The organism is Chryseobacterium sp. GM_Chr_2, assembly GCF_026540445.1.
In the GTDB taxonomy this organism is placed as follows: domain Bacteria; phylum Bacteroidota; class Bacteroidia; order Flavobacteriales; family Weeksellaceae; genus Chryseobacterium.
Genome location: NZ_JALNUD010000012.1, coordinates 1 through 15068, shown reverse-complemented (window position 1 = coordinate 15068; position 15068 = coordinate 1). Strand labels below are relative to the sequence as shown.

Annotated in this window: 12 protein-coding genes and 1 pseudogene; 7 read left to right on the top strand and 6 right to left on the bottom strand. The window is 35.4% G+C overall.

Annotated features, from left to right (window positions below):
- Positions 1-10: 10 nt before the first annotated feature.
- Positions 11-415, top strand: coding sequence for a hypothetical protein (locus OXQ85_RS16875; protein WP_267405974.1), 405 nt, complete (start codon positions 11-13; stop codon positions 413-415).
- Between the two features lie 216 nt (positions 416-631).
- Positions 632-1663, top strand: coding sequence for a bestrophin family ion channel (locus OXQ85_RS16870; RefSeq protein ID WP_267405972.1), 1032 nt, complete (start codon positions 632-634; stop codon positions 1661-1663).
- 257 nt (positions 1664-1920) lie between these two features.
- Here the strand turns inward: OXQ85_RS16870 and OXQ85_RS16865 are convergent, their stop codons facing one another.
- Complete coding sequence (locus OXQ85_RS16865) at positions 1921-2379, bottom strand: Lrp/AsnC family transcriptional regulator (RefSeq protein WP_267405971.1); 459 nt, start codon at positions 2377-2379, stop codon at positions 1921-1923.
- Positions 2380-2525: 146 nt separating this feature from the next.
- On the opposite strand from OXQ85_RS16865, the gene OXQ85_RS16860 reads away from it, so the two are divergent.
- Positions 2526-3752, top strand: coding sequence for an aminotransferase class I/II-fold pyridoxal phosphate-dependent enzyme (locus tag OXQ85_RS16860; RefSeq protein ID WP_267405970.1), 1227 nt, complete (start codon positions 2526-2528; stop codon positions 3750-3752).
- A 38-nt stretch (positions 3753-3790) separates the two neighbouring features.
- Here OXQ85_RS16860 and OXQ85_RS16855 read toward each other — a convergent pair whose 3' ends face one another.
- The 3 genes from OXQ85_RS16855 to OXQ85_RS16845 form a co-directional block, all read right to left on the bottom strand.
- A complete protein-coding gene (locus tag OXQ85_RS16855) occupies positions 3791-4795 on the bottom strand; it encodes a glycosyltransferase (RefSeq protein WP_267405969.1) in 1005 nt (334 codons plus the stop codon).
- 79 nt (positions 4796-4874) lie between these two features.
- Positions 4875-5279 carry a branched-chain amino acid ABC transporter substrate-binding protein gene (locus tag OXQ85_RS16850; protein WP_267405968.1) on the bottom strand — a complete coding sequence of 135 codons (405 nt, stop codon included), beginning with the start codon at positions 5277-5279 and terminating at the stop codon, positions 4875-4877.
- A gap of 262 nt (positions 5280-5541) precedes the next feature.
- Positions 5542-6702, bottom strand: coding sequence for a class I SAM-dependent RNA methyltransferase (locus OXQ85_RS16845; protein WP_267405967.1), 1161 nt, complete (start codon positions 6700-6702; stop codon positions 5542-5544).
- 124 nt (positions 6703-6826) lie between these two features.
- Between OXQ85_RS16845 and OXQ85_RS16840 the strand changes: the two genes are divergently transcribed.
- The 4 genes from OXQ85_RS16840 (at position 6827) to OXQ85_RS16825 (ending at position 12999) form a co-directional block, all read left to right on the top strand.
- On the top strand, positions 6827-7552 hold the full coding sequence (locus OXQ85_RS16840; RefSeq protein ID WP_267405966.1) for a class I SAM-dependent methyltransferase: 726 nt from the start codon (positions 6827-6829) through the stop codon (positions 7550-7552).
- Positions 7552-8277: a ZIP family metal transporter gene (locus OXQ85_RS16835; protein ID WP_267406145.1), complete on the top strand. Its 726-nt coding sequence runs from the start codon at positions 7552-7554 to the stop codon at positions 8275-8277. Before OXQ85_RS16840 ends, OXQ85_RS16835 begins: the two co-directional genes overlap by 1 nt.
- A gap of 314 nt (positions 8278-8591) precedes the next feature.
- Entirely contained in the window at positions 8592-11333 is a 2742-nt protein-coding gene (locus OXQ85_RS16830; protein ID WP_267405964.1) for a SusC/RagA family TonB-linked outer membrane protein, read from the top strand.
- A gap of 13 nt (positions 11334-11346) precedes the next feature.
- Entirely contained in the window at positions 11347-12999 is a 1653-nt protein-coding gene (locus OXQ85_RS16825) for a RagB/SusD family nutrient uptake outer membrane protein (protein ID WP_267405963.1), read from the top strand.
- 57 nt (positions 13000-13056) lie between these two features.
- On the opposite strand, the gene OXQ85_RS16820 is transcribed toward OXQ85_RS16825, so the two are convergent.
- Positions 13057-14469 carry a hemin receptor gene (locus tag OXQ85_RS16820; RefSeq protein WP_267405962.1) on the bottom strand — a complete coding sequence of 471 codons (1413 nt, stop codon included), beginning with the start codon at positions 14467-14469 and terminating at the stop codon, positions 13057-13059.
- Between the two features lie 40 nt (positions 14470-14509).
- Positions 14510-15068, bottom strand: a pseudogene (locus OXQ85_RS16815) (hypothetical protein); the annotation flags it as partial.

Genomic DNA, 15068 nt, shown 5'->3' with positions numbered 1-15068 from the left:
TCATAATATTATGTCGATAAAAATTAAAGTAGCGTTCTGCACAGAATGCAAAGGGTATCATTCAGCCACGCCAGCCAATCAAAAACATACAGATCACATCGATATTATAGATCATTTCTTTTATCATGGCGAACCTTGGTTTACGCTTGATCCCGGAACTTTTGAAAAAGCTTCAAAACTAGAAAATACAGAGGTAAAAACCATCAGCCTTACCGAGCATACCCAGCAAGATCGTTTATATTGCCATTGCAGTAAAAAACGAGCAAAAAGAAGACATTTCAGCTACGAATATTTTGATACTGAACCTCAACTTAAAGCTGCAAAACATACAGCTGATGCTGATTATGATTTCAGAGATCTATATTTTACAGCCAACCAATTTCATCCGGCAAAAAATACAAAATCTTACAACTAAAAAGATAAATAATGATCTAAAAATATTTTTTATCAAGCTAAATTTTACGATCACTTCATTATAACTTTCAAATAATCAAACCTTTATTTTCATTAATAAGGTTTGATTATTTTTTTATTTTGAAATGAAATAAAATGTAACTTTAATATCGTATTTGGAAATGGTATTTATTTTGCTTTCCAATGTTGTTTCACAATAAAGCGACATACACAAATTATGATTACAACGAAGTATTTCAATTACAGACAGGTTCTCAATTTATCGGGAGTTCATTTGATTTGGATTTCGATTTGGTGCACACTTATCGCCGTATTATTTCACTTTTTTCATTGGCAATGGATGACGATTCCATGGGTTCCGGTTGCTTTGATTGGTACTGCTGAAGCTTTCTTGGTTGGTTTTAAAAACAATCAGGCTTACGACAGGCTTTGGGAAGCTCGAAAAATCTGGGGCGGAATTGTGAATTCAAGCCGATCTTTTGCCTCAATGGTTTACGCCTTCAACACCAATAACGAAAATATAGGAACTTTTGACTTGGAAGATAGAAAAAAGAAAATTGTTTACCGTCATATTGCGTGGTTGTATGCATTTCGTGAACAGCTTTTGGTTCCGACAGAATGGGAACATATCAGCGCTGAAGAAGAGCATCATCACAATATCAATCAAAGAAGAAACAGATTGATTAAAGCAGGTTTTCCTGACTATACAAGAACACCTCTATTTTTGAATAAATATCTTTCTGAAGAGGAAGTAAATTTAAAATCGCATTATAAAAATTTTGCAACGTTTTTAATTTCTCAGCAAGCAAAAGATGTTAATGATCTAAAAAATATAGATTCTATTACCGATTTTAACCAAATGCAATTGCAGACGGCTTTAAATGAATTTTATGGATTTCAGGGGCAGGCGGAAAGAATTAAAAAATTCCCTTCTCCAAGGCAGTTTGCGAGTACGGCATTTATTTTTAACGTGCTTTTTATTTTACTACTTCCTTTAGGTTTAGTAAATGAATTTGAAAAACTGGGCGACTGGGGAATCTGGACTTCAATACCATTCTGCATCATCATCGGCTGGATTTACATCATCATGGAATTGGTTGGAGATTATTCTGAAAATCCTTTTGCGGGATTAATGTTCGACGTACCGATACTTTCGATTTGTAGAACTATTGAAATTGACCTTTTGCAAATGACGGGAGAAACCGATATTCCGGAAGCTATTCCGTCTAAAAATGGAGTTTTGGTTTAAATTTTTACACCTACTTTTCTGACGAATAAGAAAGAATTTTACATTTTCTAATATTATGATTCGATTCTTATGGAATGACAAAAAATATAAAATATTTTACCGGTTTTGAATCGATTGACCTCAACCATAGCCCCGATTGAAGCTTTGTTTGAGCTCATTTATTTTGGTTTCGGCTGCGGCGGCAAAGCCGCCGCAGCCGAAACCAAAATAAATAGCGAGTGCGAAAAGCGGGAAATAGCTTCTAAACAAACACTTAATTACAAAACAATCGCCGTTGTATTTTTCACTTCAGAGATCATAAACGAACTGTGAGTACTCGCAATATGTTGCAAGGTCGTAAGTTTGGTCAACATAAAATTTCTGTAATCTGCCATATCTTTCACACAGATTTTAAGAATATAATCGTAATCGCCACTTACGTGAAAACATTCGGTAACTTCCTGTAAATCCATCACTTCTTTTTCAAACTGAAGCACATATTCTTTTTTGTGCTGACTTAATTTTACATGACACAAAACCACAAAATCTTTCTCGATTTTATGTTTATCCAGCAAAGCAACATATTTGGAAATCACCCCCGTGTTTTCAAGCTTTCGAACACGCTCATAAACAGCAGTCACAGATAAACCAAGCTTGTAAGACAGCTCTTTGGTGGTTTGTTTAGAATCTTCCTGTAAAAAAAGAAGCAGTTTTTTATCAATTTCGTCAAGGTTCATAGATAATTTTTTGGTGAAATTTTGATGAATCCAAATATAATAAACATTTTTTCTACATAAACGAATTTTCTTAGATTTATATTCTAATATTTAAAATTTCCATTGTTATAAATATGAAATTAATTCATTTTTAAAACAAAAATATCATGGAAGATTTTAATGCAGCCAACGAAATTCAGGATTTACAGTATTTCGGTGAATTCGGAGGAGTGAATCCTTCTATTTCAGACAGCTCTACCTATACTTTTCTTTCTGCAAAAACAATGTTTGACACATTTGAAGGAAACGCAGAAGGATGCTATTTATATTCAAGACATTCATCCCCTATGAATCTGTATCTTTCTCAGGCTTTGGCCAAAATGGAAAATACAGAGGCTGCAAACGTTACTGCATCAGGGATGGGAGCCATCACTTCCGTATTGATGCAGGTTTGCAAAAGCGGCGACCATATTATTTCGAGCAGAACAATTTACGGTGGAACGTATGCTTTTTTAAAGAATTTTCTTCCGCCTTATCAAATTGAAACCACTTTTGTTGACATCAGTAATTTTGAATTGATTGAAAATTCAATAAATGAAAACACAAAAATTATATATTGTGAAAGTGTGAGCAACCCACTTTTGGAAGTTGCTGATCTCAGAAAGTTATCTGAAATTTGTGAAAAGCACAATTTAAAACTGATTGTTGATAATACTTTCTCTCCCCTTTCCATCTCTCCTACTCTTTTGGGTGCCGATATTGTAATTCATTCTTTAACGAAATTCATCAACGGAAGCAGCGACACGGTAGGTGGTGTTTATTGCGCGAGTCAGGAATTTATTAATGATACTAAAAATGTGAACACTGGAGCTTGCATGCTTTTGGGTCCAACAATGGATAGTTTCAGATCAGCGAGTATTTTGAAAAATTTACGAACGCTTCATATCAGAATGAAACAACACAGTCACAATGCAATGTTTTTAGCCGAAAAATTTGAGAATGATGGTTTAAAAGTTTCTTACCCAGGATTAAAATCACACAAAAATCATGAATTAATGAAAAGTATGATGCATGAAGAGTACGGATTTGGCGGATTATTAACTTTGGATGCCGGAACTACCGATAAAGCTAATGAATTGATGGAATTGATGCAGCAGGAAAATCTAGGATATCTAGCCGTAAGTTTAGGATTCTACAAAACTTTATTCTCATGCTCAGGAAGCTCTACTTCATCTGAAATCCCGGAAGAAGAACGTGTGACAATGGGCATTTCCGATGGATTGATCAGATTCTCAATCGGTCTGGATCACGATATCGAACGAACATACGAAAAGATGAAAGAATGCATGCTGAAAGTAGGCATTCTCAACCATGAACTCATTTCCATATCCTAATTTTATTGTTATAAAAGCTGTTGAATTTTCGACAGCTTTTATTTTCTATGAAAATGTTTTGGAAAAGCATCTTCAGGTTTCATTCTGAAAATATTCAATAAAATCCAGGATTTTAAGAAGCCATAACCGTATGAAAACATTTGGATATAAGTGGAAATAACGGCCATCACAGCGATACTAATATTTTTAGTAACAATCAATGCGTGAAGCATCACCATAAAAGTATACAGGCCGTAAAAAGAAAGAATAATCCCTCTCCCCATGATAAAGTACTCTAAAAATCCCATAATATAACCTAACATAAACAATGTCGGGAAAGCAAATGAAATTTTTACGTAGTTCGGATGTCTTTGATTTAAAATTGGTCTTGCGCAACCGAACTGATAAACCTGCTTTGAAAACTTACCAAAATCTACTCTCCTTTTGTGATACACCGCAATACTATCAAAAAAAGCGGTTGTAAATCCGTTTTCCCAAAGTGTCATCGACAAGTCGGGATCCTCCCCAATCCTCATCTCGGAAAAGCCGCCTACTTTTTCAAAAACTTCTTTTTTCACGCCCATATTAAAACTTCTTGGCTGAAATTTTGAAACTGCTTTTTTATTTCCACGAATTCCACCTGTGGTAAAAACAGAAGTCATGGAATAAGAAATGGCTTTTTGCATTAAATTAAACCCTTTATGTGCTTTGTCTGCACCACCAAAGGCATCACAAGGAATTTCAAGAATATCCCTTTTGATATTTTCGATATAATCTTTTTCCACGATCACATCGCTATCTACAAACACAAGCCATTCATTTTCGGCACGTCTCGCACCATAATTTCTTGATAAACCCGGCCCTGAGTTATCCTTTTTAAAATATTTGATAGTTAAAATCGTATCAAATTTAGCAATTGTCGGTTTCAGATCCACAAAAGAACCATCATCTACAATAATAACTTCAAACTCCTTGTCCGTCTGCGCAGTAAGAGAATTTAAAAGTTCGAAAAGTTCATCTTTTCGGTTAAAAATAGCAACGATAATGGAAATTGTAGGTTTCAAATTTAAAATTTTTCAAAATTACTTATTAGAAAACGAACCTACAAAAAGTTTAACAGCTTATTCTGATAAAATTTATCAATTAAAAAATTCCTGATTCAAAATAAATAAACATGACAAGAGCGATACTCAAAATAATTGAAGAACAACAAAACAAGATCAGCTGTCCAAAACTTCTGAAATAAAACTTTTCTAAAACATATAAAATAAAGAAGAAAATGAAAGAAATCGCCAAACCAATCAAGGAAATAACAATGAGCGTTTTTATAAAATTTTCTAAAGGGAAAGGATTTTTCAAAACAAAAAATAACAAAACCGAAGCTAGAATTAAGAATACAATGCTTGTTTTTTCAGCAAGATACTTTATTTTACTATTTTTAATTTTATCATTTTGAGGATTATCAGAAGGCAAAGAAGCTCCGGTATCAATTAAAAGACCTAAAATATCTAAAGTTTTTCCAACAGTTTCAAGAAAATCAAAAGGCATTGTTTTTTAATTTGAGTTTTAAACAAAAATAGGAAGAATTTGGATTAAATTATTTGAGCATGACAAAACTTGAGAGCATTTAGAACCGTTATGAATATACCAAAAACCCCAGCCGCGATTGAAGCATTTGTTTGAGCTCATTTTTTTAGATTTGGCTCGGCGGCTTCGCCGCCGAGCCAAATCTAAAAAAATAGCGAGTGCGGAAAGCGGGAAAAAGCTCCTAAAAAAATAAAAACCTTTCCTCAAAGAAAGGTTTTCCATATTATTTTTCAAATTTATGAACTCTTTTCGTTCCTTCGTACATTTCATATTGCAGGAATCTCGTTTCCAGTTTTCCGTTGAAAAGCTTGATCTTTCTTGACGGACGAAGACCAATTTTTTTCATCGCTTCCAAATCAGAAGAAATCAGCCAAGCCAGTGTATTCGGATAATTTGCTTTAAAAGTATCTCCTATTTTCTTGTAGAAATCATCATCATTGATAGAAATTCTCTCGTCATAAGGCGGATTGAAAACCATCAACAACGGGAAAAGCTCTTTTTTAGAATCGAAGAAGTTTTGTTTTCTCACCTCAATTACATCTTCCATTTCAGCCGCTTCGATATTCATTCTTGCCGCATTCAGCATTCTTGCATCAATATCGTAACCAACGATTTTCCCTGTAAACTCTTTCACTCTGTTGATTCTGAATTCTTTAATTTTTGTAAACAACTCGTTATCATAGTTTTTCCAGTTTTGGAAAGCGAATCTTTTTCTGAAAATCTGAGCCGGAAGATCCATCGCAATCATCGCCGCTTCAATCAAAAGCGTTCCCGAACCACACATCGGATCAAGAAAATTACCTTTTCCGTCCCAACCTGCCAGTTGAAGCATTCCGCTTGCCAATACTTCATTAATCGGCGCTTCGCCCTGCTCTCTTCTGTAGCCTCTTTTAAACAAAGCATCACCTGAAGAATCCATAGAAATGGTCACCAATTCTCTGTCGATATGTAGGTGAAACTTGATATCCGGACGGCTCGTTTCTACATTCGGACGTCTTTTGAACTTATCCTGAAAATAATCTACAATAGCATCTTTCATTTTCAGTGTTACAAATTGTGAATGCTTGAAAGTTTCAGAATAAACCGTTGCATCAATCGCAAAAGACTGGTCAACATCCATAAAATCTTCCCAGTTGAATTTGAAAAGTCTGTCGTAAAACTGATGCTGATTAAACGCTTTAAATTCATGAATCGGAACCAAAACTTTCAAAGCCGTTCTCGCCGAATAATTAATTTTATAAAGAAAGCCCAAATCTCCCTCACAGTTTACCGCGCGGTTTTTCACCTCAACTTTTCTTCCTCCTAATTTCTTAATTTCTTCTGCTAAAATTTGCTCCAGCCCGAAAAATGTTTTTATCTGAATCTGTAGATTATCTGTATTCATGCTGCAAAAATAATCATTTTTAGTGGTTCGTTATCAGTTTATAGTTAATAGAAATCACTGCAAATGATAAAAACCATTAACCAAGCACTATGAACTGTCGACCAAAAAACACTATTTTTGCACTATGGAATGGTTTGAATCTTGGTTTGATACCCCTTATTATCATTTGCTTTACAGTAACAGAGACTATACGGAAGCAGAAAACTTCATCACAAAGCTTACTGCGGACCTTGGGTTACCGCCAAATTCTAAGATTATCGACCTTGCCTGCGGAAAAGGAAGACATTCGGTTTTTCTTAATAAGTTGGGATATGATGTGCTTGGTTTGGATCTTTCCAGACAAAGTATAGAATTCGATAAACAGTTTGAAAATGAAACCCTGAAATTTCAGGTTCATGATATGAGAAACCCTGTCGAAGCAGAGCCCAAAGATGCCGTTTTCAATCTTTTTACAAGCTTCGGATATTTTGATAACGAAAGCGATGATAAAAATGTTTTCAAGTCGGTTTATAATGCGCTAAAACCAAGCGGTTTTTTTGTTTTGGATTATCTGAATGAAGATTTCGTGAGACAAGGCATCATTCCTGAATCAACTATAAAACGTGGCGAAATTGATTTTAAAATTGTAAAAAAAATCGAAGGACGACATATTATTAAGGATATTCAGTTTGAAGATAAAGGAAAGCCTTTTCATTATTTTGAAAAAGTAAAACTGCACTCGCTGGAAACTATAAACGCTTATGCTTCAGAATTTGGTTTTGAAAGAATAAAAGTTTGGGGCGATTATCAGCTGAACGAATTTAATAAAGAATCTTCACCTCGTTGCATCAATTTATTTAAGAAAAAATGATAGCAGTACTTTTACTGATTTTCAGCGTTATTGCGGGCGTATTTCTGGGAAAATATTTTGGCAAGAAAGAAAAACTGGCAAAAAATTTATTAATTTTAAGTGCCGGATTTTTAATTACCATTTGTTTAAATGAAGTTTTTCCGCAGGTTTACACTGCTGAAGCCGGAAGTAGCCTCGGAATTTTCGTTATTGGAGGTGTTCTTTTGCAAATGATTCTTGAAGCACTGACAAAAGGCTTCGAGCACGGACATTTTCATCATCACAGCGAACACAATATCCTTCCGATGGCTTTAATGGTGGGGCTTTTCATTCACGCATTTATCGAAGGAATACCTTTGGCAAATGAAGAACATGAATTGTCACCCTATCTTTTGGGAATTGTATTTCATAATCTTCCGATCTCATTTATTTTGGGAGCATTTTTATTTAACCGAAACGGAGAATCTAAAAGTGCTTCTTACCCATCAATGTTGATCGTGGCATTATTTGCACTTGCTTCACCAATGGGAATGATGTTGGGTAATTATTTCAACCCAAATCTGCAACCGTATTTTTTGGCAATTGTTGGCGGAATTTTCCTTCATATCTCTTCTGTGATCATTTTTGAGAGCAATAAAAATCATAATATCGACTGGTTAAAGATCGGATTGGTGATTTTAGGAGTCTCTTTGGCCTTAACTATGCATCTTTTCCATAATCACTCTCATGTGGGACATGTTCATTAATAGGTAAAATTTAAATTTATCATAAAAATTACTAAGCTTAAAAGAAACTTTTAAGCTTTTTTCTTAGCATAAATTCAATTAAAAGTGATTTTTATTATTCGTTAAAAAAATTATTTTCTAAATCTCAAATCATTTCGATTAAATTATAAGATAAATTTTAACAAAACTCAATAAAAATTTCACAATAATTAAAAATTAAATAAAATAAATATTTTATAATTAAATTTAATTTAAATATTTAACTTAAATTAAGAATAAAAACATAATTAAATTGATATTTTTTATACATTAGCTTTTATAAAAATCGCTTATGTATGAAAAGACAAACTATCAACCTGACTACAGGGGTCTGCTTTTTTTTATTGTACGGAATCTCATCTGCCCAAACAGTAAAAAAACAACAGGACACCCTTAGAGAAAAAGACATTGAAGACGTTGTAATTATTGGGTATAAAGCACAGAAAAAATCCAGTCTTACAGCTTCTGTTGGTGTTGTTTCTGAAAAAAAACTGAAAGATGCCAGCACATCTGATGTATCAAGCATGCTACAAGGAAAAGCAGCCGGAGCCCAAATTATGCAAGGCGGCGGAGGTCCTGGTACTTCAGCTACCGTCAGAATTCGTGGTACCGCTACCCTCAATGGCCCCAGCCAAGCGCTTTGGGTAGTAGACGGTGTAATGATGCCGGGTGTTCCAAACTTGGATCCCAACCAAATTGAAAGTATTAACATTCTGAAAGATGCCACCTCAACAGCATTATATGGTTCACGAGGAGCCAATGGTATCGTACAGGTATTTACCAAATCGGGAAATTCAGGAAAGGGAACTTTGAGTGTTTCGATGAACAATTCATTCAACACATTTAATAACGGACGTTTTAAACTGATGGATGGCGTTCAGTTATACGATTATTATTCAACTTTAAAAAATGCACCTCCCGTACCCAAAGAATTGAGGACTCCCGGCTATGATTGGTTGAAAAACGGCACCCAGACGGGCGTTGTACAAAGTTATACATTAGACTTTAGAGGCGGCTCTCCCACTTCCAAAACTTATATTTCCGGAAATTATTACGATGAAACAGGAACCGTAAAAGGACTTGATTACAACAGATTATCTTTTAGAATTAATCATGAACAAACCATAAAACCTTGGTTGATAATAAAACCTAAATTAAGCTTATCTTACACTGCTCAAGATGATAAACAAGGTAATCTTTTTGAAATGTATCTTAACAATCCCTGGGACAACCCAAGGGATAAAGATGGAAATCTAATCAACCCTAACAATTATACACCTTGGTACGGAAGAGATAATACAAACTATTTATACGATCAACAATGGAATTACGGAAAAAGTAACCAATTGGATCTTATCGGAAACATTGATGCGGAAATTAAAATTACAGATTACCTGAGATTTATTTCCACAAACAATGTAACGTATAGAAATTATGATGATTTTTATTATACAGATCCCCGATCCATTTCCGGAAACAGTAATAAAGGAGGCTTAAGAGAGTCTAATTATAGAGATATCACTAAATTCTTCAATCAAATGTTACGTTTTGATAAAGATTTTGGAGTTCATAACGTGAATGCCTTGGCTGCTTACGAATATAATGACAGGTTTTACAAATCTTCTAGCGCAGGTGTTTATGGGATCGTTCCCGGAACTGAACTTTTCGACACAGGCGCTTCCTCGGGCGCAATTCCAAGAGGTACAAAATACAACAGAGCATACAACGCATTATTATTCAATGCAGAATATGTTTATGATAAAAAATATTTTGTACAGGGATCATTAAGAAGCGAGTCTTCTTCCGCATTTGGAGCAAGCCAACGAAACGGATTATTTTATTCTTACAGCTTAGGATGGAATGTTCATAAGGAAAAATTCTTCAATGTAAAACCAATCAACGAATGGAAATTAAGAGCCAGCCGCGGATTGGTAGGAAACACACCAAGCCCGAATTACGGATGGCAGGATTTATATTCATTAATTCAAAAATATGACGGCCAGGTAGGTGGAACATGGAATCAATTAGGTAACCCTAATTTAACATGGGAATCAATTTATCAGAACAATATCGGAACAGATATTAAAGCTTTTGACAACAGACTGACTTTAAATGTAGATTATTTTAGCAATAAAACTAAAAACTTATTAATGCTGGTAACACTTCCCGCATTAACAGGAGTTGATAAACAATACTTAAATGTAGGGGATGTCCAAAATAAGGGTTGGGAATTTAATGTTAACTATTCCATTATCCGAAATAAAGACGTGACTTGGGATTTAGGATTTAATGTGAGTATGTATAAAAACAATGTGCTCTCAACAAGAAATAATAATATTCAAATTCTTAATAATTACCACGTTGCCATCCCCGGATATGATGTAAACTCGTTTTATATGAGAAAATGGATGGGCGTAGATCCTACGACGGGGGCAGCGCAATGGGAGATAATCAACGCTGATGGCAGCAAAGACTTAACAACCAATTACAATCAAGCTTCTGTACAAGTTGTAGGAACCACCACACCAGATTATTATGGATCAGTAACTACCAATTTAACGGTAAAGAATTTTTACTTAAATGCCAATCTTTATTTCTCCCAAGGAGGGCAAGTTTACAATTATTACAGAGAATTTTTTGATTCTGACGGAGCTTATCCTTCTTATAACCAAATGGTTCTAAAAGATGGCTGGAGCCGATGGGAAAAACCGGGAGACATCGCCACTCATCCTGTTGCCAATTATGATAGCAACACTTTAAGTAACAGACCATCATCTCGTTATTTGGAAGATGCAAGCTACGTTAAATTAAGATCATTAAGACTTGGGTATAATTTTCCGGCAGCATTAACTGAAAAACTGAATATAAAATCTATAGGAATTTATATTATGGCTGAAAATTTATTCACCATTACCCGATTTTCAGGTGTAGATCCTGAAGTTGGAGCAGCAGATGGACAAACAGGATATTCTGGTTTTGCGGGAGCTATTTATCCTATTCCCAGAAGATTTTCTTTAGGTTTTAATTTCTCATTTTAAAAAGTAAACAATCATGAAAAAAATATTAATTCCCTTACTTTTATTGTCTTTAGCTTCATGCAATATAGATCGTACTCCTTATGATTCCAAGGAATCTGATGTCATATTGGGAGACGCCACAGGATTACAAACCATCACATTAGGAAATTACGCTCTTTTGAAAGGAGATGCAGATGGCGGCGGCTTTTTCAACAATCTTTATCGTGTAGGTGAATATGCAGGAGACAATGTAGACATTAGCGGAACAACATCAGACCAGTTTTTCTATTATTACAACTATCGAAGCATTAAAACAAATACCCGAACCAACACTATTTGGAATACAGGCTACAAAGCGATAGTAGGCTGCAACAGGGTAATCGCTAAAACTTCAGAAGGAAAAGATGCAGATACAGATCAGCTTCTTGGTGAAAATTATTTTTTACGAGCCTATGTATATTTTTCTTTGGTAAATGTATTCGGAAGACCTTATAATCAGGGAACCAGCAACCTTGGAGTACCGTTAAAAACCTCGGATGATGTAAACGACCTTCCTCCAAGGGCAACAGTGGGAGCAATTTACGATCAGGTGGTGAGCGATTTAAAAAAAGCCGAACAATTGATGACTTTAGATAAAAAAAACATCTATGGTTCTAAAGAAGCAGCCCAAGCACTACTTTCGAGGGTGTATCTGTACATGGAAAATAATGATAAAGCTATTGAATATGCTGATAAGGTGATCAATTCAGGAAAGTATGCCATGTTATCTAAAACTGAATTACCTTCTTATCCTACCAGAGCACCTGAAAATAATACCGAAACTATTTTCGCTTTTAAATATAATAAGGATGGTGACTATAACGACGGCTGGAATACCATCGGCTCGATGTATGTGAATATTCAGAGTGTGGGCTGGGGCGAAATGTACCCGTCTTCAACCTATTTAGATCTCATCAATAAACACCCTGAAGATGCCCGATTGAAATTTATTTCACCAAAATATAAAACTCCATTGGTCCCCGTTGCGTATTGGGCGCAGAAAGAAAACAACGCTTCAGGCGCGGTAACTTACAATTATAAATACCAACCCACTTTCCAGCAAAGCGGAAATACATTTTTCACCTGGAATGGGGTCAATTATCAGGTACAAACGGAAGTAACTCCGTTTAAGACGAGTTATTATTTCATCAATTCCGGAGGAACAAAAACCTATGTTTACCTTGATAATGACATGGAAAAACGAAACGGCTATCCTAAATTTTATGTATTAAAATGCTCCATGCAGGAAAGTGTTCCACAGTTGTGGTCTCCTGTAATTTTGAGGCTTGCAGAAATGTATCTTAACCGAGCGGAAGCGTATGCTAAAAAAGGAAATACTTCGTCAGCACTTGCTGATGTAAATCTCATCCGAACAAGAGCAGGAATTCCGAATTACACTTCAGTTCCTGCGGGTTATACCATTTTAGACGTTGTATTGGAAGAAAGAAGGCTGGAACTAGCTTTTGAAGCCCATAGAAAATATGATGTTTTCAGAAACAAAAGAGATCTTGATCGAAATTATCCGGGTACACACTTAAACGGAGTTAATCCTTTTTATACTGTACCTTATACTCATAATAGAATTGTGGAATATATTCCTGAACAGCAGATTCAGATTCAACCAAATTTAGTTCAGAATCCTGATTAAAAATAAAGCTCCGAATGTACAATTCGGAGCTTTTATATTTTAGTTTTAATTCAATGATTAAAATTTCCAACCTAATGTAAGGAAGAAATTGTTTCTAACGCTTTTTACATCAGATACAATGTAAGCATCACTTTCGATCGTTCTTGTAGAAGAATAATACGCGGAATTAATTCCATTAGCCGTATCCAAAATTCCAAACATAAAAGGATTGGTATATTTTGATGAAATATTCTGATAAGAACCATCAATATAGAAGGATCCAAAATCATAACCAATACCAAATGAAAGCGCATTTCTGTCGCTCAAAATAAGGTTACTGTATGACGCATCAGAAATTCCTCCATCATTACTAAATCTGCTTACCGTTAATGCATCGATAGGGCTTGAAGCATAAGAGTAACCTCCTCTTAATCTCACCTGTTTCAATCTGTATTCAGCACCAATTCTTAATTCTGATAAATTTTTGTAATTGTCCTTAAAGAAATTGTTGATTTCTACATCTGCACCACTGTATTCTTTATATTTTGGTTTTGTTAAACCTAAAGTATAGTCAACATCCAAAGAGAAATTTTTACTTGGAACAAAAGCAGCACTCACACTCGCTTTAAGCGGAGAAGTGAATCTTCTGTTTTCGATAGCCGTATCGTCTCCGTAAACAGCATCGTTATAGAAGTCATAGCTTCTGTCGATTTCCCAAAATGTAGGTGTTTCGATGGAAGCTCCTAATCTGAACATTGGTCCAACTTTTCCGATTACCCCCAATGAAGCAGAGAAACCACTTCCTCTTTCAAAGAAAGGTGTTTCATTTTTATTAAAGTATTCTGCTGCACCGTTAGCTGTAGAATTAAATCTTGCCGTATCATATTGATCGATGCTTGTATTGAAGAAATTCAAACCGGCTCCGATATATAAAGCGTGATTGTAATTAGCTCCAACTCCTAAACTTGTTCTGGTTAAATATCCTGATCTGCTATACGCGTGCCCTCCGTAAGAAGAACTAATGTTATTAGCCGCATCAAAATCATAAATGATATTACTGTTTCCAGGAGTTTCAATATAATTATCTATAGATTGGCTTGAAAAATTCACCCCAACGTTGATAAACTTCCATGCACTTTCAGATAACAATTGGAAAGTCATTACCGCCCCAACATTTCCTAAATCACCTTTCGTTTTATTATAATCAATGGCAGCACCACCAAAAGACGAAGTATTTTTATAATTTGAAATGGATAAAGTACCATTTACTTCCCCGGAAATTGCAACCCCTAAACCGGCAGGGTTTGTTAAAAGAGAATTCGCATCACCTCCAAGAGCACCATTAGCTCCTCCCATTGCATTGAATTTAGCAGAACCCACCATTGGCGAACCTGAATAAACATCAATCGAATTCCTGATTATAGATACATCCTGAGCCTGTGCAAAAAATGCAGCAGCAACACCCATTAAGACTAAAGATTTTTTTAACATTATTTTTTAATAGTTATTACGTTTGAGATTTGAAAACAGTTTATCTTCTGAAGCCACCGCCTCCACCGCCGCCGGATCTGAATCCGCCACCGCTGCTTCCACCACTGAAACCACCTCCTGATCTGAAGCCGCCTCCACTGTTGGAGTTATTATAACCTCCGCTATTTCTGAAACCGCTGTCATTTCTGAAGCCACTATCGTTTCTGTATCTCGGTTGAGATTGTTGCGGTTGCTGATAATTATAGTTAGGTCTTGGCTGACGGAATCCTGAAGATTGATTTCTCGTTCCTCCGTTCATATTTCCCGGTTGTCTGAAACCTGAGTTATTAGAATTTCTAAATCCTCCTGTATTCCCTACATTTCCGGAATTTCTGAATCCGCCAGTATAAGCATTACTGTTTCTGAAACCTCCACTATTTCTGATGATAGAATTTCTGTTGCTGTTAGAATTACCAAATCCTCCTGAGTAAGTGTTACCATTCATCCCACTTCTTCTATAAACCGGTCTGTAATAGTTGTTACCCCAGTAACCGCCACCCCATCCCCAATAAGGATTTCCGTAGCCATATCCGTAGTAACCACCCCAGTAAGGATTATAG